This is a genomic window from Streptomyces sp. NPDC104371 (genome assembly GCF_055583785.1).
The window spans coordinates 448,126-463,919 of record NZ_JBVJNF010000003.1; the positions used below are offsets into that span (position 1 = coordinate 448,126).

General features: G+C 70.3%; 15 protein-coding genes. 10 read left to right on the forward strand and 5 right to left on the reverse strand.

Translation table 11 applies throughout. From position 1 onward, the window contains the following. Positions 1-19: 19 nt before the first annotated feature. From ACZ60T_RS12720 to ACZ60T_RS12735, 4 genes are all read right to left on the reverse strand, one after another. A complete protein-coding gene (locus tag ACZ60T_RS12720) occupies positions 20-679 on the reverse strand; it encodes a class F sortase (protein WP_365626623.1) in 660 nt (219 codons plus the stop codon). Positions 680-751: 72 nt separating this feature from the next. Then, positions 752-1,435: a hypothetical protein gene (locus ACZ60T_RS12725; protein ID WP_469665871.1), complete on the reverse strand. Its 684-nt coding sequence runs from the start codon at positions 1,433-1,435 to the stop codon at positions 752-754. 240 nt (positions 1,436-1,675) lie between these two features. Further along, entirely contained in the window at positions 1,676-2,440 is a 765-nt protein-coding gene (locus ACZ60T_RS12730; RefSeq protein ID WP_365626629.1) for a bestrophin-like domain, read from the reverse strand. Between the two features lie 16 nt (positions 2,441-2,456). Further along, positions 2,457-2,585, reverse strand: coding sequence for a hypothetical protein (locus ACZ60T_RS12735; protein ID WP_469665872.1), 129 nt, complete (start codon positions 2,583-2,585; stop codon positions 2,457-2,459). Positions 2,586-2,652: 67 nt separating this feature from the next. Between ACZ60T_RS12735 and ACZ60T_RS12740 the strand changes: the two genes are divergently transcribed. The 3 genes from ACZ60T_RS12740 (at position 2,653) to ACZ60T_RS12750 (ending at position 6,389) form a co-directional block, all read left to right on the forward strand. Beyond that, complete coding sequence (locus tag ACZ60T_RS12740; protein ID WP_469665873.1) at positions 2,653-2,865, forward strand: hypothetical protein; 213 nt, start codon at positions 2,653-2,655, stop codon at positions 2,863-2,865. A 567-nt stretch (positions 2,866-3,432) separates the two neighbouring features. Continuing rightward, positions 3,433-4,245, forward strand: coding sequence for an SAM-dependent methyltransferase (locus tag ACZ60T_RS12745; RefSeq protein ID WP_365626638.1), 813 nt, complete (start codon positions 3,433-3,435; stop codon positions 4,243-4,245). Continuing rightward, positions 4,242-6,389, forward strand: coding sequence for a putative bifunctional diguanylate cyclase/phosphodiesterase (locus ACZ60T_RS12750; protein WP_469665874.1), 2,148 nt, complete (start codon positions 4,242-4,244; stop codon positions 6,387-6,389). Before ACZ60T_RS12745 ends, ACZ60T_RS12750 begins: the two co-directional genes overlap by 4 nt. A 53-nt stretch (positions 6,390-6,442) precedes the next feature. Here the strand turns inward: ACZ60T_RS12750 and ACZ60T_RS12755 are convergent, their stop codons facing one another. Then, a complete protein-coding gene (locus ACZ60T_RS12755; protein WP_365626644.1) occupies positions 6,443-7,327 on the reverse strand; it encodes a LysR family transcriptional regulator in 885 nt (294 codons plus the stop codon). Positions 7,328-7,447: 120 nt separating this feature from the next. Here ACZ60T_RS12755 and ACZ60T_RS12760 point away from each other — a divergent pair, with 120 nt between their 5' ends. The 7 genes from ACZ60T_RS12760 (at position 7,448) to kdpB (ending at position 15,788) form a co-directional block, all read left to right on the forward strand. Continuing rightward, on the forward strand, positions 7,448-8,119 hold the full coding sequence (locus tag ACZ60T_RS12760; RefSeq protein WP_365627379.1) for a succinate dehydrogenase: 672 nt from the start codon (positions 7,448-7,450) through the stop codon (positions 8,117-8,119). Further along, a complete protein-coding gene (locus ACZ60T_RS12765; RefSeq protein WP_469665875.1) occupies positions 8,119-10,077 on the forward strand; it encodes a fumarate reductase/succinate dehydrogenase flavoprotein subunit in 1,959 nt (652 codons plus the stop codon). Before ACZ60T_RS12760 ends, ACZ60T_RS12765 begins: the two co-directional genes overlap by 1 nt. Next, the gene (locus tag ACZ60T_RS12770; RefSeq protein ID WP_469665876.1) at positions 10,074-10,823 is read left to right on the forward strand and encodes a succinate dehydrogenase/fumarate reductase iron-sulfur subunit; all 750 of its coding nucleotides are present in this window, start codon (positions 10,074-10,076) and stop codon (positions 10,821-10,823) included. Before ACZ60T_RS12765 ends, ACZ60T_RS12770 begins: the two co-directional genes overlap by 4 nt. A gap of 340 nt (positions 10,824-11,163) precedes the next feature. Beyond that, the gene (locus ACZ60T_RS12775; RefSeq protein ID WP_469665877.1) at positions 11,164-11,637 is read left to right on the forward strand and encodes a nuclear transport factor 2 family protein; all 474 of its coding nucleotides are present in this window, start codon (positions 11,164-11,166) and stop codon (positions 11,635-11,637) included. 261 nt (positions 11,638-11,898) lie between these two features. After that, positions 11,899-11,988, forward strand: coding sequence for a K(+)-transporting ATPase subunit F (gene kdpF, locus ACZ60T_RS12780; RefSeq protein ID WP_252425606.1), 90 nt, complete (start codon positions 11,899-11,901; stop codon positions 11,986-11,988). 6 nt (positions 11,989-11,994) lie between these two features. Beyond that, positions 11,995-13,659 (forward strand): potassium-transporting ATPase subunit KdpA, encoded by a 1,665-nt coding sequence (kdpA, locus tag ACZ60T_RS12785; protein ID WP_469665878.1) that lies wholly within the window; start codon positions 11,995-11,997, stop codon positions 13,657-13,659. Further along, complete coding sequence (gene kdpB, locus ACZ60T_RS12790) at positions 13,656-15,788, forward strand: potassium-transporting ATPase subunit KdpB (RefSeq protein WP_469665879.1); 2,133 nt, start codon at positions 13,656-13,658, stop codon at positions 15,786-15,788. Before kdpA ends, kdpB begins: the two co-directional genes overlap by 4 nt. The last annotated feature ends 6 nt before the right edge of the window (positions 15,789-15,794 follow it).

The following is a 15,794-nucleotide window of genomic DNA, read 5'->3' on the forward strand; positions in this document are numbered from 1 at the left end:
GCGCCCGCCGTCGCTCCGCTCAGCGCACCTCCGCGAGCCGCGCGAACACCACCACGTTCCCGGCGTAGCCCTCGTGCTCGGAGAACTCCCCTCCGCAGGTGATGACGCGCAGCTCCGGGACGCCCTTGTCGCCGTAGACGCGGGGGCCGGGGAAGTTCTGCTTGTCGACCACGTCGACGCCGTAGATCTTGAACACCGCGGTCTTGCCGTCCGTGCGCCGGACCTCGACGCGTTCGCCCTTCTTCAGCCCGCCGAGCCCGTAGAAGACGGCCGGGCCCTCGGTGTTGTCGACATGCCCGACGATCACGGCCGTGCCCTTCTCGCCGGGTGCGACCGCGCCCGTGAACCAGCCCGCGAGATTGGGGTCACCGAGGGGCGGCGCGCTCACCCAGCCGGACATGTCCAGGCCGACCGGGATGACCGGGGCGTCGACCTGGAGCGTCGGGATACGGACGCGGGCGACCCCGGAGTACGGCAGGGCCGCGGGTGTCCCGGCGGTGTTCGGGCCGCCGGGAGCGTTCGGGGCCGCCGCCGAGGCGGGCTGCGGCGGGCCGACGTCGAACGCTCCCGAACCCGTGCGCACGAGCGACAGCCCCGTCAGCAGCACCAGCGCCAACACACCCCAGGGGACGCGCTTCGCGGGCCGCGCCCCCGCTCCGGCCGACTCGGACGCAGACATGCCCATCCCTTCTCCGTACGGCGGATCTTCCCGATGCCGCGGACCTTCTCGGTACGGCGGACGCCGCGTCCGTCACTTGTCGCCGGTGGTGCGCCTGCGCGTCATGCGCCAGGCGAGACCCAGCGGCGCCGCGATGAGCGCCGCGCCGAGCCCGATCTTCTTCAGGTCGAAGCCGCCGACGCTGCCACCGGCACCCGCTCGTACCCCGTGCTGCTCGTAGCCGGGCCGGTCCCGGGAGTCCCCGCCGCCGCGGTTGTTCCCGCCGCCGTACTGGTTGTCCCCGTATCCGCCGCGGCTGTTGCCGCCGTACCCGTTCCCCCCGTACCCGTTCCCGCCGTAGCCGCCGTCCCCGCGGCCGTTGCCACCGCCGTACGAGTTGTCCCCGCGCCCGTTGCCGCCGTAGCCGCCGTCCCCGCGGTCGTTGCCGCTCCGGTCGGCGATCATGAGCGTCGTGCCGTGGCTTCCGCTGCCGCAGTGGAACGTCATCTCGTAGCGATGCCCCGAACTGCCGTATGTGGCCGTCGAGTTGAGGCCGGTGCGGACGGCGACCGGCTCCATGGCGGCCGTCTGCGTGGAAGCCGAGGACATCCGCGCGTGGTCATGGCAGTCGGGCGCGGACGATGTGACCGGGCCGCCGGACGTGGACGTCGTGAGCGGGGCGACGCTGCCGCTCAGGGCGGCGGCGGATGCGGGTGCGGTGCAGGCCAGGGCGGTCAAGCCCAGCAGTGCGACCGAAGCAGCGCGTATCGCGCGCATGGTGAGCCTCCAGGTCCCCGAGGAGCTTGCCGCGGACCGTTTCCGCTTGCGCCAGAAATGCACCTCGATGACCGAAACGCTAGGAAGGCGGGCGGGCGGACGCGATCGCAGCCGCGCGAATGGGGTATCCGTGTGCGCCGCACAGGGGGCGTCGGGCGCACGGATGGCGGAATGCCCGAGCGAGCGGGAGGCGGCAGGGACGGGCGCGGATGTCACCCGCCCCTGCCGGTCTGTCAGGCCTCAGCCGTGAAGCTGCGGGAACACCGCCAGGAACGGCTCCGCGGAGGCCGGGACGCCCCGGCTGTAGGGCGCGTCGAAGTCCCAGATCAGGAACAGCAGGAACGCGATGAGCGCGGAGAACACCCCGGCGAGGACCAGTTCGCGAGCCGTGCGTCTGATCTGCAGCGCGAACACCATCCCGATGGTGATCACCGCCCCCGCGATCAGTCCGAACCACACCACCGGCGGCATGGTCGAGCCCATCGCGTCGACCCGGGCGGCCCGTGCCGCACCGGCCGCGGTCACCTGGTCGAGAAGCGGCTGGTAGGCCTGGGCCTGGAAGTCCGTCTTCGGCTGGTAGTCGGTGACGTCCTGACGGATCCGCTGGAACAGGTCGCCGCCGCGGTCCGTCACCTCGCCGTGGTCGGCCATGGCCTTCCACTCCGTGCCGACGACCTGCTTGACGTACGCGTCGATGTCGGCGCGGATCCGGTCGCGGGAGTCGGCCGGATAGACCCGGACCCGCTCCGAGACCTCGTGCAGCGCCTGCGCCTCGGCCTGGACGTGGTCCTGGGCCGCGCTGCGGGCCTCCCAGACGCCCGCGATGGCCAGACCCAGCACGATCGCGTAGACCACGCCGATCCACATCGTCATGTACTCGATCACGTCCGGGGTCTCGGACGGATCGTCATGGGCGGAGGCCGTACGGACCCGCACCAGGGCCACCGCGATCACAACGGCGCACGCGGCCGCCATCGCGAGGGCGAGAACAAGCCATTCCGACAAGAGGTTCCTCCAGGGGTCAGCGCGGACGGAGCACGGCGATGGCGAACACCGCGGGCACGACGATGAGCAGGGTGAAGGTGAGCGGGGACGGGCTGTCGTGCCGTGGTGACGCGTGGGAGACCGGGTGGTACCGCGGATAGCGCACCCGCGGTGGCGAGGGGCGCGGGCTCGGCCGGTGCGCGGGCGGCGGGGGCGGCGCGGGGGTCGGCGTGATGGCCGGTTTCGGTACCGGCCGAGGGCGCGGCGCCACGGTGGGCGACGGCGGCGGTACGGGTTTCGGCGTGGGCCTCGGCTTCGGCGGCGGCGCGGGCGTCGGTGGGGGACTCGGCGGCGGGGTCGGCACCGGAGTCGGCGTCGGGGTGGGCAGCGGGCTGGGCGGCGGCGTGGGGCTCGGGGTGTGGCAGGGCGGGAGAGGCCAGTGGTGACCGCCCGCGACCGCCACCGCCGTCGGGCCGTCCGGGCCGGTCGAGGCGTAGGCGCACGCGTCCGCCGACGCCACGCCCGCGGGGGCGCCCACGAAGATCCACGCCAGCGTCATCGGCGTCAACAGCCGTATGAGGAAGGCGGATCGGGTCCGTTCGGATCGATGCACGACGGAGATCATGGGCCCGCGTGAGCCGACGCGCGCCGAAGCCCGTGGGAATTGCCCCGAAGGAGGGGATCGCGGTGGGCGCGGATTGACCGACGTGGCCGTGACCGGGGAGGCGGTGCGCGGGACGCGGTGAGCGGGCGGGTGGCCGAGGTGCGTCGCACAATCGGGGAGGAAAGGGGCGGACCGGTGGAACGCGTCGGGCCGTCCCCGGTGTGTCCGTGCTCTCCGTGCGACCCGGTCGAACCGCCCCAATAGCCGCGATGTCCCATCGAAGACCACCCGCGGTGACCGGGAACGGACGGTCAATTTCCGTTTCTGCTCGCTCTGTTGGCGGACGATCAGTAGCCTCGGCTCGAACACCGGATCGTCCGTACCCGCCGCCTACGCCTTGGAGAGCTACATGGAGCGTCCCGCCTGGGCCCCACGGAGCATCGACGTCTCCGTACCGAGCGTGTCCCGCATGTACGACTTCTACCTGGGCGGATCGCACAACTTCGAGGCCGACCGGGAGGCGGCGCGCACGGCGATGGAGCACATGCCGGGGCTGCCCAAGATCATGCAGGCGAACCGGGCGTTCATGCGCCGCGCGGTGCGCTTCGCCGTCGAGGAGGGCATCACGCAGTTCCTCGACATCGGCTCCGGCATCCCGACCTTCGGCAACGTCCACGAGGTGGCCCGACAGGCGGACCCGGGCGCGCGGGTGGTGTACGTCGACCACGATCCGGTGGCGGTCGCGCACAGCCAGGCCGTCCTCCAGGGCGACGACACCGCGGACATCGTCGCGGGCGATCTCCTGCGGCCCCAGGAGATCCTGGCGAGCCCTCAGGTACGGCGGCTGATCGACTTGAACCGGCCGGTCGCGGTTCTCCTCGTTGCCATACTGCACTTCGTGGAGGACGCGGACGACCCGTACGGTGCGGTGGCCGAACTGCGCGGCGCGCTGGCGCCGGGCAGTCTGCTCGTTCTCACGCATGCCGCGTTCGAGGGAGGCCCGCTCCCGCAGGAGCGGGCCGAGGGCGTCATGGACGTGTACAAGAACATCCGCAATCCGCTGATCATGCGCTCGCGCGACCAGATCGCGCGGTTCTTCGAGGGGTACGACATGGTGGAACCCGGACTGGTGCCGATGCCGGACTGGCGGCCCGACACGCTGACCGGGGACGAGGATCCGTATGCCTTCTCCGGGTTCGCCGGCGTGGGGCGTTCGGCGTGAGTGCCGAGCCGGGGGGACCGGAGGACAGACTGCGCAGGTTCGCGACGATCTGGAGCCGGGCCGTGTTCCCGGCGACCTCGACGTCGCTGACCCGGCCGGAGTTCGAGGAGCAACTGCTGCCCCTGGCGCGGCGGTTGAGCGACGCGTTGCGGGCCAGGGTGTTCGACGCCGCCGTGGCCAGGGAGATCGGGGCCGCGCTGATCGCGGTGCACTGCACGGACCCGGAGGCGCTCAGCCGCACGCTCGACTGCGTCGACGCCTATCTGGTGCTCTACTGCGGTGACCCGGACGCCTCCGCGCAGACCCAGGAGGCGCTCAGGAGCCGTTCCTCGCGGCTCCAGCACGCGATGGCCGCCGGATTCGCCAAGGCGCTCAAGGAGCGCACGCTGGCCGAGCAGGAGTCCATCTCCCAGGCCGCGTTCCACGCCCAGCGCATGGTCGCGCAGGCGCTGCACTCCAGCGAGGCCCGGTTCCGCGCCGTCTTCGAAGGCGCGGCCATAGGGATCGGCATCGCGGACCTCGACGGCAAGATCCTCCAGGTCAACGGCGCGCTGTTGCGGATGTTCGGCGGCTCCGAGCAACTGGTGCGCGGTCGCGTCATCACCGAGTGGACCCATCCCGAGGACGCGCCGCACATCTGGCGCCTGTACGACGAGCTGGTCCGCGGCGAACGCGACCACTACCACGTCGAGAAGGCCTTCTACCGGCCTGACGGAACGGTCCTGTGGACGAACCTCACGGTGTCGCTGCTGCGGGACGCGGACGGCCGCCCGCAGTACCAGCTCGCGCTGATGGAGGACACCACCGAGCGGCGCCTGCTGAACCTGCGGCTGCGCTACGAGGCCACCCACGACGCGCTCACCGGACTGCCCAACCGCACCCTGTTCTTCGAGCGGCTGGAGAAGGCGCTCGCGGCGGGCGAGGGCCAGCGGTTCGGCCTGTGCTACCTCGACCTCGACGGCTTCAAGACCGTCAACGACAGCCTCGGCCACGCGGCCGGTGACCGCCTGCTGGTCGAGGTCGCGGACCGGTTGCAGACCTGTGCGACGGCGCCCGGCGAGATGGTCGCGCGGCTCGGCGGCGACGAGTTCGTGGCGCTGATCACCGGGGCCGACACCGAGCGCGGGGTGGACGAACTCGTCGGCCGCATCATGAACGCGCTGGTCACCCCGATCAGCGTCGACGGACGCGAGTTGACCGTGCGCGGCAGCATCGGTGTCGTGGAGGGGCCGGTCGGGGAGCGCGGCCCCGCGGAGGTGCTGCGCAGCGCCGACATCACGATGTACCGGGCCAAGTCCGCGGGCGGGAACCGCTTCGAGGTCGCCGACCCCGAGGCCGACGCCCGCGCCATCACCCGCCACGGGCTGACCACGGCCCTGCCGATGGCGCTTGACCGGGGCGAGTTCTTCATCGAGTACCAGCCGCTGGTGCACCTCGGCGACGGCACCGTGCACGGCGCCGAGGCGCTGGTGCGCTGGCTGCATCCGCAGCACGGTGTGCTCGGCCCCGACCGCTTCATCCCGCTCGCCGAGCACACCGGACTGATCGTGCCGCTGGGGCGCTGGGTGCTGGAGGAGGCCGTGGGGCAGGCACGCGCGTGGCAGGAGCGGCACGCGCGGACGGGCCCGCTGCGCATCAACGTCAATCTGTCGCCCTGCCAGCTCACCCATCCGGGTCTGGTCTCCGACACCGTCGACATCCTGCAGGACGCCGGTCTCGAACCGGACGCGCTCTGCCTGGAAGTCACGGAGTCGGCGCTCATCGGGGCGGACGACGATCTGCTCAAGCCGCTGCGCCGACTGGCCGAGATGGGGGTGGACATCGCCCTGGACGACTTCGGCACGGGCTACTCGAACCTCGCCAACCTGCGCCGGCTGCCCGTGAGCATCCTCAAGCTGGACCGTTCCTTCACCCAGGGCATGCAGCAGTACCCGGCCGACCCCGTCGACCTCAAGATCGTCGAGGGGATCGTCTCCCTCGCCCACAGCCTGGACCTCGCGGTCACGGTCGAGGGCGTGGAGACCGGTGCCCAGGCCGAGCAGTTGCGGATCCTCGGGTGCGACACGGCCCAGGGCTGGTACTACGCCCGTCCGGGCCCGCCCGACCGCCTGCACGAACTGGCGCTGGCCGACGCGAGGGGCTGAGCCCCACCGCGTACGGGCCGGGGCCCGCGCTCCGTACGCGGACCGTCCCGGCCTCAGCGCTCCAGCAGCATGCGCTGCAACTCCCGCGCCGCCCGCGGCGGTGCCACATCGCTGCGGTGGGCCAGCGCGATGGTGCGGTGCAGTCCGGGCGAGGCCAGCGGGGTCACCCGCAGATTGCGCCCGGAGCGCGTCGCGACCATGCGCGGCACGACGGCGACCCCGAGGCCCGCCCGTACGAAGCCGAGGACCGCGTCCATCTCGCCGCCCTCCACGGCGAAGTCCGGCTCGAAGCCCTCGGCGCGGCACGCGGCCACGGTCAGCTCCCGCAGGTCGTAGCCGTGGCGGAACATCACCAGGCGCTCGCTCTGCAGATCCGCGATACGGACCGTGCGACGGCCGCCGCCGGGCCGCGGGGCCTCCGGCGAGGACACCACCACGAGGTCCTCGCGCAGCAGCTCCACCGTGCTCAGCGCGGGGGAGGCGGTGGGCAGCGGCAGCACGACCAGGGCGAGGTCGAGGGCGCCGCGCGCGAGTTCCCGTACGAGGTCGTGCGAGCCGCCCTCCTCGATCAGCAGCCGGATGCCGGGATAGCGGTCGTGGAAGGCGCGCAGCACATCCGGCAGCAGCCCCGTGCACAGGCTCGGGGTGGCGCCGAGCCGTACCCGGCCGCGGCGCAACTGCACCAGCTCCTGCACCTCGTGCCGGGCCGTGTCCGCGTCGGCGAGGATACGGCGGGCCAGCGGCAGCAGCGCCTCGCCCGCGTCCGTGAGCGTGATGTTGCCGCGCGCCCGCAGGAACAGATCCGCGCCCAGCTCCCGCTCCAGCGCCTTGATCTGCTGCGAGAGCGAGGGCTGGGCGACATGCACCAGGTCGGCGGCCCGGGTGAAGTGCCGGGTCTCGGCGACCGCCACGAAGTACTGAAGCTGTTGGAACTGCATCCTGCAATCATAGGCGCTGGCTATCGAAACAAGCTGGACCATGTCTTGGACCGATGGGGCCCTTCGGCCCTAGCGTGCTGACTCATGGCTCTGGCAACCCGGACGGACCGACGGCCGTCCATGGCCCGCAGCGTGTGGGGCAGCACCGTCGGCAAGAAGACAGTGATGGCGGTCAGCGGCCTGATCATGCTGCTGTACCTCGTCGCCCACATGATCGGGAACCTGAAGATCTACTTCGGGGCGGGCGAGTTCAACCACTACGCCCACTGGCTGCGCACCGTCGGCGAACCGTTCATGCACTACGAGTGGACGCTGTGGCTCATCCGCGTCGTCCTGGTCGTCGCGGTCGTCGCCCACGCGGTCTCCGCGTACCAGCTCAGCCGCCGCGACATCAAGGCGCGCCCCAGCAAGTACGTGCACGCGAAGCCCCGGGCGAGCTACGCCACGCGCACCATGCGCTGGGGCGGGATCATCCTCGGCCTGTTCGTCGTCTGGCACCTGCTCGACCTGACCACCGGCACCGTGCACTCCGGCGGCTTCCAGGAGGGGCACCCCTACCAGAACGTCGTGGACACCTTCTCCACCTGGTACGGCAACGTCATCTACATCGTCGCCATGCTGGCGCTCGGCCTGCACATCCGGCACGGCTTCTGGAGCGCGGCCCAGACCCTCGGGGTCGGCAGCCGCACCCGCGACCGTGCCCTGAAGACCATCGCCAATGTCCTCGCAGCGCTGCTCACGGTCGGCTTCATCGCCGTGCCCGTGGGCGTCATGACCGGAGTGGTGAGCTGATGACTGCGTCCGCCGAATACTCGGACTACGCGACCGGAGAGCCGGTCGCCGACACCAAGGCCCCCGAGGGACCGATCAACGAGCGCTGGGACACCCGCCGCTTCGAGGCCAAGCTGGTCAACCCGGCCAACCGGCGCAAGCACACGGTGATCGTCGTCGGTACCGGCCTCGCCGGTGGCTCCGCCGGCGCCACGCTCGCCGAACAGGGCTACCACGTCGTCCAGTTCTGCTACCAGGACTCCCCACGCCGCGCCCACTCGATCGCCGCGCAGGGCGGCATCAACGCCGCGAAGAACTACCGCAACGACGGCGACTCCATCCACCGCCTCTTCTACGACACCGTCAAGGGCGGTGACTTCCGCGCCCGCGAGTCCAACGTCCACCGTCTCGCCCAGATCTCGGTGGAGATCATCGACCAGTGCGTGGCGCAGGGCGTCCCGTTCGCCCGTGAGTACGGCGGCCTCCTCGACACCCGCTCCTTCGGCGGCGTCCAGGTCTCCCGCACCTTCTACGCCCGCGGCCAGACGGGCCAGCAACTGCTGCTCGGCGCCTACCAGGCGCTGTCGCGGCAGATAGCGGCGGGCAGCATCGAGATGCACCCGCGCACCGAGATGCTCGACCTGATCGTCGTCGACGGCCGGGCCCGCGGCATCGTGGCCCGCGACCTGATCACCGGGCGGATCGACACCTACTTCGCGGACGCGGTCGTCCTCGCCTCCGGCGGCTACGGCAACGTCTTCTATCTGTCGACCAACGCCATGAACTCCAACGCGACGGCCATCTGGCGGGCGCACCGCCGCGGCGCCTACTTCGCCAACCCCTGCTTCACGCAGATCCACCCCACCTGCATCCCGCGCACCGGCGACCACCAGTCCAAGCTCACCCTGATGAGCGAGTCGCTGCGTAACGACGGCCGGATCTGGGTGCCCAAGGCGAAAGGCGACGACCGGCCGCCGAACCAGATCCCCGAGCACGAGCGCGACTACTACCTGGAGCGCATCTACCCGTCCTTCGGCAACCTCGTGCCCCGTGACATCGCCTCCCGCGCCGCGAAGAACGTGTGCGACGAGGGCCGCGGGGTCGGCCCCGGCGGCCAGGGCGTCTATCTGGACTTCGCCGACGCCATCCGGCGCATGGGCCGGGCGAAGGTCGAGGAGAAGTACGGCAACCTCTTCGACATGTACGAGCGGATCACCGCGGAGAACCCGTACGAGGTGCCGATGCGGATCTACCCCGCCGTGCACTACACGATGGGCGGACTGTGGGTCGACTACGACCTCCAGACCACGATCCCCGGCCTGTTCGCGATCGGCGAGGCCAACTTCTCCGACCACGGCGCGAACCGCCTCGGCGCCTCCGCGCTGATGCAGGGCCTGGCCGACGGCTACTTCGTCCTCCCGTCGACGATCAACGACTACCTCGCCCGCAACCCGCACCACGACGAGGTCACGGACGAACACCCCGTCGTCCAGGACCTGTTGGCCGAGACCGAGGACCGGCTCCACACGCTGCTCGCCATCGACGGAGACCGCACCCCCGACTCCTTCCACCGTGAACTCGGCGAACTGATGTGGGAGTTCTGCGGCATGGCGCGCACCGACGCCGGTCTGCGCAAGGCACTTGAGCGGATCCCGCAGATCCGCGAGGAGTTCTGGCGGCGCATCAAGGTCCCCGGTACCGGCGAGGAGTTCAACCAGTCGCTGGAGAAGGCCAACCGCATCGTCGACTACCTCGAACTCGCCGAGCTGATGTGCCTCGACGCGCTGCACCGCGCGGAGTCCTGCGGCGGCCACTTCCGCGAGGAGTCGCAGACGCCCGACGGCGAGGCCGCCCGCCAGGACGACGCGTTCTCCTACGCGGCGGCCTGGGAGTTCACCGGTACCGGCGAGGCCCCCACCCTGCACAAGGAAGACCTGGTCTTCGAGTACGTCCACCCCACTCAGCGGAGCTACGCATGAAGCTCACCCTGCGCGTCTGGCGGCAGCAGAACCCCGCCGCCGAAGGCGCCATGTCCACGTACGAGGTGGACGGGATCTCCTCCGACATGTCCTTCCTGGAGATGCTCGACACCCTCAACGAGGAACTCATCCTCAAGGGCGAGGACCCGGTCGCCTTCGACCACGACTGCCGCGAGGGCATCTGCGGCGCGTGCAGCCTGGTGATCAACGGCGACGCCCACGGCCCCGAGCGCACCACCACCTGCCAACTGCACATGCGGTCCTTCAAGGACGGCGACACCATCGACATCGAGCCCTGGCGCGCCGCGGCCTTCCCGGTCGTCAAGGACCTCGTGGTCGACCGCTCGGCCTTCGACCGCATCATCCAGGCCGGCGGCTACGTCACCGCCCCGACCGGCGCCGCGCCCGAGGCCCACGCCACGCCCGTACCGAAGGCGGACGCGGACTTCGCCTTCGAGCACGCCGAGTGCATCGGCTGCGGTGCCTGCGTGGCGGCCTGCCCGAACGGCGCGGCGATGCTCTTCACCTCGGCGAAGATCAACCACCTCAACGTCCTGCCGCAGGGCGCGCCCGAACGCGAGAGCCGGGTCCTGGACATGGTGGCGCAGATGGACGAGGAGGGCTTCGGCGGCTGCACCCTCACCGGGGAGTGCGCCACCGCCTGCCCGAAGGGCATCCCGCTGGTCTCCATCACCGGCATGAACAAGGAATGGCTGCGCGCGACCCGCAAGTCGGGCCGCCGCTAGGGGGTGTTTCGAAAGTAGCGTCGTCCGCCCGGAGGGCGGGCCCCGCGGCGTCTGGTGCGGTGCATCGCAAGGCGGAGGGTTGCCCGCGTACTGGATGTACGCGGGTAATCCCGACAACGCGGCGAGGTGCCGTGCCAGGCGTCGCGGGGCAGACGGGACTTTCGAAACACGCCCTAGTCACGAGACGGGTCGGCGCCGCTGCCACAGGTGGCGCACGGCCGTAGCACGTTCGCCGACAGGGGGCGGACGGGCGGGACCGGGCGTGGTGCTCGACCTCGGTCCCGCCAAGTACACCTACGGTGGCAACCCGAGAACGCGCGTTCTCCCCACGGAGGTTGCCATGTCACACGCACCGCGCCCGCCCTTCCCCCCGTTCACCCGGGACACCGCCCTGGAGAAGGTGCGGGCGGCGGAGGACGGCTGGAACTCACGCGACCCCGAGAAGGTCGCCCTCGCCTACACGGCCGACTCCCGCTGGCGCAATCGCGCCGAGTTCCTCCATGGCCGCGACGAGATCGTCGCCTTCCTCACCCGCAAGTGGCGGCGCGAGCTGGAGTACCGGCTCATCAAGGAACTCTGGGCCTTCGACGGCGACCGTATCGCCGTGCGCTTCGCCTACGAATGCCATGACGACTCGGGCACCTGGTTCCGCTCCTACGGCAACGAGAACTGGGAGTTCGACGGCGACGGTCTGATGCGCAGGCGCCACGCCTCCATCAACGACCTGCCGATCACGGAGTCGGAGCGCCTGTTCCACTGGCCGCTGGGCCGCAGGCCCGACGATCACCCGGGCCTGAGCGAACTGGGCCTGTGACGGCGCGGGCCGCGGGGGAGCAGCGAGAGCGCGAGGGTCGTAAGAGTGCGGAAGCCGTAAGAGTTCCATCAATGGGGTGAACATCCCCGTAAGGGACCCGTCAACAGAAGTCGAATCCGGCCGGAAACGCGCTTCCCTCGAACCGTTGCTGTCCCATTCGAACTCATCCCAGGAGCTCACGATGGCCGATCTGGCCTTCGTCATCGCCACGGTCGCGGTCTTCGCGCTGGTGGCCCTCGCCGCCAAGGGGGTGGCGAAGCTGTGACCGTCGAGAACATCGTCGGCCTGGTCGTGGCCGTCGCCCTGCTGGGCTATCTCGTCCTCGCCCTCCTCTTCCCGGAGAGGTTCTAGAGCCCGATGAGTCCCGTACTGGCCGGTGTGCTCCAGTTGCTCGCCCTGATCGCGGCACTGAGCCTCGCCTATGTCCCCCTGGGCACCTACATGGCCAAGGTCTACTCCTCCGACCGGCATCTGCGGATCGAGAAGTGGATCTACCGGGGGATCGGCGTCAACCCGAACGTCCGCATGAGCTGGCCCGCCTATCTGCGCGGTGTCCTCGCCTTCTCCGCGGTCGGCGTTCTCCTTCTCTATCTGCTCCAGCGGCTCCAAGGCGTCCTGCCCTTCTCGCTCGGCTTCCGCTCCATCGAACCCGCGCAGGCCTTCAACACCGCCGCCTCCTTCGTGACGAACACCAACTGGCAGTCGTACGCCGGTGAACAGGCCATGGGCCATGTCGTGCAGACCGCCGGTCTCGCCGTGCAGAACTTCGTCTCCGGGGCCGTCGGCATCGCCGTGGCCGTGGCCCTGGTCCGCGGCTTCGCCGCCACGCGCGCCGGGGAACTCGGCAACTTCTGGGCCGACCTGGTCCGCGGCGTCATCCGCATCCTGCTGCCGATCGCGGCCATCGCCGCGATCGTCCTGGTGGCTGCGGGCGCCCTCCAGAACTTCTCCGGCATCCACGCGGTCGGCCAGTTCCTGGGCGGCTCACAGCAGTGGAACGGGGGCGCGGTCGCCTCGCAGGAGGCCATCAAGGAGCTGGCCACCAACGGCGGTGGCGTCTTCAACGCCAACAGCGCGCACCCCTTCGAGAACCCGACGCCCTTCACCAACCTCTTCGAGATCTTCCTGATCCTGGTGATCCCGTTCGCACTGACCCGGACCTTCGGCCTCATGGTCGGCTCGGTCCGGCAGGGCTACGCGATCCTCGCCACCATGGTCACCATCTGGGTCGGCTTCGTCGCTCTGATGATGTGGACCGAGTTCGCCCACCACGAGGGGGCGCTCCGGCTCGCGGGCGGCGCGATGGAGGGCAAGGAGGTCCGCTTCGGCATCGGCGCCTCCTCGATCTTCGCGGTGTCCACCACCCTCACCTCGACGGGAGCGGTCGACTCCTTCCACTCCTCGTACACCGGGTTCGGCGGCGGCATCACCCTGCTCGGCATGATGCTCGGCGAGATCGCGCCCGGCGGCGTCGGCTCCGGTCTCTACGGCATCCTGATCATGGCGATCATCGCGGTGTTCATCGCCGGTCTGATGGTCGGCCGCACCCCCGAGTACCTGGGCAAGAAGATCCGCACCCGGGAGATCAAGCTCGCCGCCGTCTACATCCTGATCACCCCGGCGCTGGTGCTCGTGTGCACCGCGGTCTCCATGGCCCTGCCCTCGGCACGGCACTCGATGCTCAACCACGGCGCGCACGGGTTCTCCGAGATCCTCTACGCCTTCACCTCCGCCTCGAACAACAACGGCTCGGCCTTCGCGGGCCTGAACGCGAACACGGACTGGTTCAACACCATGACCGGGCTCGCCATGCTGTTCGGCCGCTTCCTGCCGATGGTGTTCGTCCTCGCGCTGGCCGGATCGCTGGCCGAGCAGCAGCCGGTACCGGTCACCGCGGGCACCCTGCGCACCGAGAAGCCGCTGTTCACCGGGTTGTTGGTGGGCGCGATCCTGATCATCGTCGGGCTGACCTACTTCCCGGCCCTCGCACTGGGCCCGCTGGCCGAGGGGCTGGCGTCATGACCACCCGTACCAAGAACCCAGAGGTTCCCATGCCCACCGTCACTCCGAGCCGGGCCCCGCACAGCGATGTCCCGAGCGGGCACAGGTTCGCCAAGGGCCGTGTCGGCGCGGGCCTGTTCGAACCCCGCCAACTGGTCAGATCGCTGCCGGACGCGCTGCGCAAGCTCGATCCACGGGTGATGGTCACCTCGCCCGTGATGTTCGTGGTGTGGATCGGCGCGGTGCTGACCACGGTCTTCTCCTTCCGGACCCCGGGCGACTGGTTCGGCTGGGCGATCAGCGCCTGGCTCTGGCTGACCGTCGTCTTCGCCAATCTGGCGGAGGCCGTCGCGGAGGGCCGGGGCAAGGCCCAGGCCGACACCCTGCGCAAGGCCAAGACGGACACCCTGGCCAGGCGGCTGACCGATGACCGCGAGGAGCAGGTCCCCGGCACCGAGCTGCGCATCGGCGACCTGGTCGTCTGCGAGGCCGGTGACATCATCCCGGGCGACGGCGATGTGATCGAGGGCGTCGCGAGCGTCGACGAGTCCGCGATCACCGGCGAGTCGGCGCCCGTCATCCGCGAGTCCGGCGGCGACCGGTCCGCGGTCACCGGCGGTACGAAGGTGCTGTCCGACCGGATCGTCATCAAGATCACGACGAAGCCGGGGGAGACCTTCATCGACCGGATGATCGGCCTGGTCGAGGGCGCGGCCCGGCAGAAGACACCCAACGAGATCGCGCTCAACATCCTGCTGGCGGCGCTGACGATCGTCTTCCTCCTCGCCTGCGCCACGCTGCCGCCGTTCGCCCAGTACGCGGGCACCCGTCTGACGCTGGTCGTCCTGGTGGCCCTGCTCGTCTGTCTCATCCCGACGACGATCGGCGCGCTGCTGTCCGCGATCGGCATCGCCGGAATGGACCGGCTGGTGCAGCGCAACGTCCTCGCCATGTCCGGCCGGGCCGTCGAGGCCGCCGGTGACGTCTCGACCCTGCTGCTCGACAAGACGGGCACCATCACGCTCGGCAACCGGCAGGCGTCCGCGTTCGTGCCGGTGGGTGGTGCGAGCGCCGCCGAGGTCGCCGACGCCGCCCAGTTGTCCTCGCTGGCCGACGAGACCCCCGAGGGCCGCTCCGTGGTCGTCCTCGCCAAGCAGAAGTACGAGCTGCGCGAACGCGACCAGGGCGAGCTGGCCGGGGCCGAGTGGATCGCCTTCACCGCCCAGTCCCGGATGTCCGGCGTCGACGTGGACGGCCGCAGGATCCGCAAGGGCGCGGCCGGTTCGGTCATCGCCTGGGTACGGGAACGCGGCGGCGAGGTGCCGAAGGACGCGGACGCGGTCGCCGACCGGATCTCCCAGCAGGGCGGCACCCCGCTGCTCGTGGCCGTCGAGGACGCGGACGGGGCCCGGGTCCTGGGCGTCATCCACCTCAAGGACGTCGTCAAGGACGGGATGCGCGAACGGTTCACGGAACTGCGCCGCATGGGCATCAAGACCGTCATGATCACCGGCGACAACCCGCTGACCGCCAAGGCCATCGCCGAGGAGGCGGGCGTCGACGACTTCCTCGCCGAGGCCACCCCCGAGGACAAGATGGCGCTGATCCGACGGGAGCAGGCGGGCGGCAAGCTGGTCGCGATGACCGGTGACGGGACCAACGACGCGCCCGCGCTCGCCCAGGCGGACGTCGGGGTCGCGATGAACACCGGTACGTCGGCCGCCAAGGAGGCCGGCAACATGGTCGACCTCGACTCCAACCCGACCAAGCTCATCGAGATCGTGGAGATCGGCAAGCAGTTGCTGATCACCCGTGGCGCGCTGACGACGTTCTCCATCGCCAACGACGTCGCGAAGTACTTCGCGATCATCCCGGCGCTGTTCGCCGTGGTCTATCCGGGCCTGGACCACCTCAACATCATGCGGCTGTCCTCGCCCCACTCCGCCATCCTGTCCGCGGTGATCTTCAACGCGCTGATCATCATCATCCTGGTGCCGCTCGCCCTCAGAGGCGTGCAGTACAAGCCGGTGAGCGCGGACCGGATGCTGCGCCGCAACCTCGCGATCTACGGCCTCGGCGGACTGGTCGCCCCCTTCGTCGGCATCAAGATCATCGATCTGCTCATCTCCCTCCTTCCCGGGCTGCACTGATGCGGA

Excerpts from the sequence above, each read along its gene's own strand:
- ACZ60T_RS12755 (WP_365626644.1), bottom strand. The coding sequence starts at position 7,327 with ATGCAGTTCCAACAGCTTCAGTACTTCGTGGCGGTCGCCGAGACCCGG.
- ACZ60T_RS12740 (WP_469665873.1), top strand. The coding sequence starts at position 2,653 with ATGGCCGGTTTCGGTACCGGCCGAGGGCGCGGCGCCACGGTGGGCGAC.
- ACZ60T_RS12760 (WP_365627379.1), top strand. The coding sequence starts at position 7,448 with ATGGCCCGCAGCGTGTGGGGCAGCACCGTCGGCAAGAAGACAGTGATG.
- ACZ60T_RS12720 (WP_365626623.1), bottom strand. The coding sequence starts at position 679 with ATGTCTGCGTCCGAGTCGGCCGGAGCGGGGGCGCGGCCCGCGAAGCGC.
- ACZ60T_RS12725 (WP_469665871.1), bottom strand. The coding sequence starts at position 1,435 with ATGCGCGCGATACGCGCTGCTTCGGTCGCACTGCTGGGCTTGACCGCC.
- ACZ60T_RS12765 (WP_469665875.1), top strand. The coding sequence starts at position 8,119 with ATGACTGCGTCCGCCGAATACTCGGACTACGCGACCGGAGAGCCGGTC.
- kdpA (WP_469665878.1), top strand. The coding sequence starts at position 11,995 with ATGAGTCCCGTACTGGCCGGTGTGCTCCAGTTGCTCGCCCTGATCGCG.
- ACZ60T_RS12745 (WP_365626638.1), top strand. The coding sequence starts at position 3,433 with ATGGAGCGTCCCGCCTGGGCCCCACGGAGCATCGACGTCTCCGTACCG.
- ACZ60T_RS12770 (WP_469665876.1), top strand. The coding sequence starts at position 10,074 with ATGAAGCTCACCCTGCGCGTCTGGCGGCAGCAGAACCCCGCCGCCGAA.
- ACZ60T_RS12775 (WP_469665877.1), top strand. The coding sequence starts at position 11,164 with ATGTCACACGCACCGCGCCCGCCCTTCCCCCCGTTCACCCGGGACACC.
- kdpB (WP_469665879.1), top strand. The coding sequence starts at position 13,656 with ATGACCACCCGTACCAAGAACCCAGAGGTTCCCATGCCCACCGTCACT.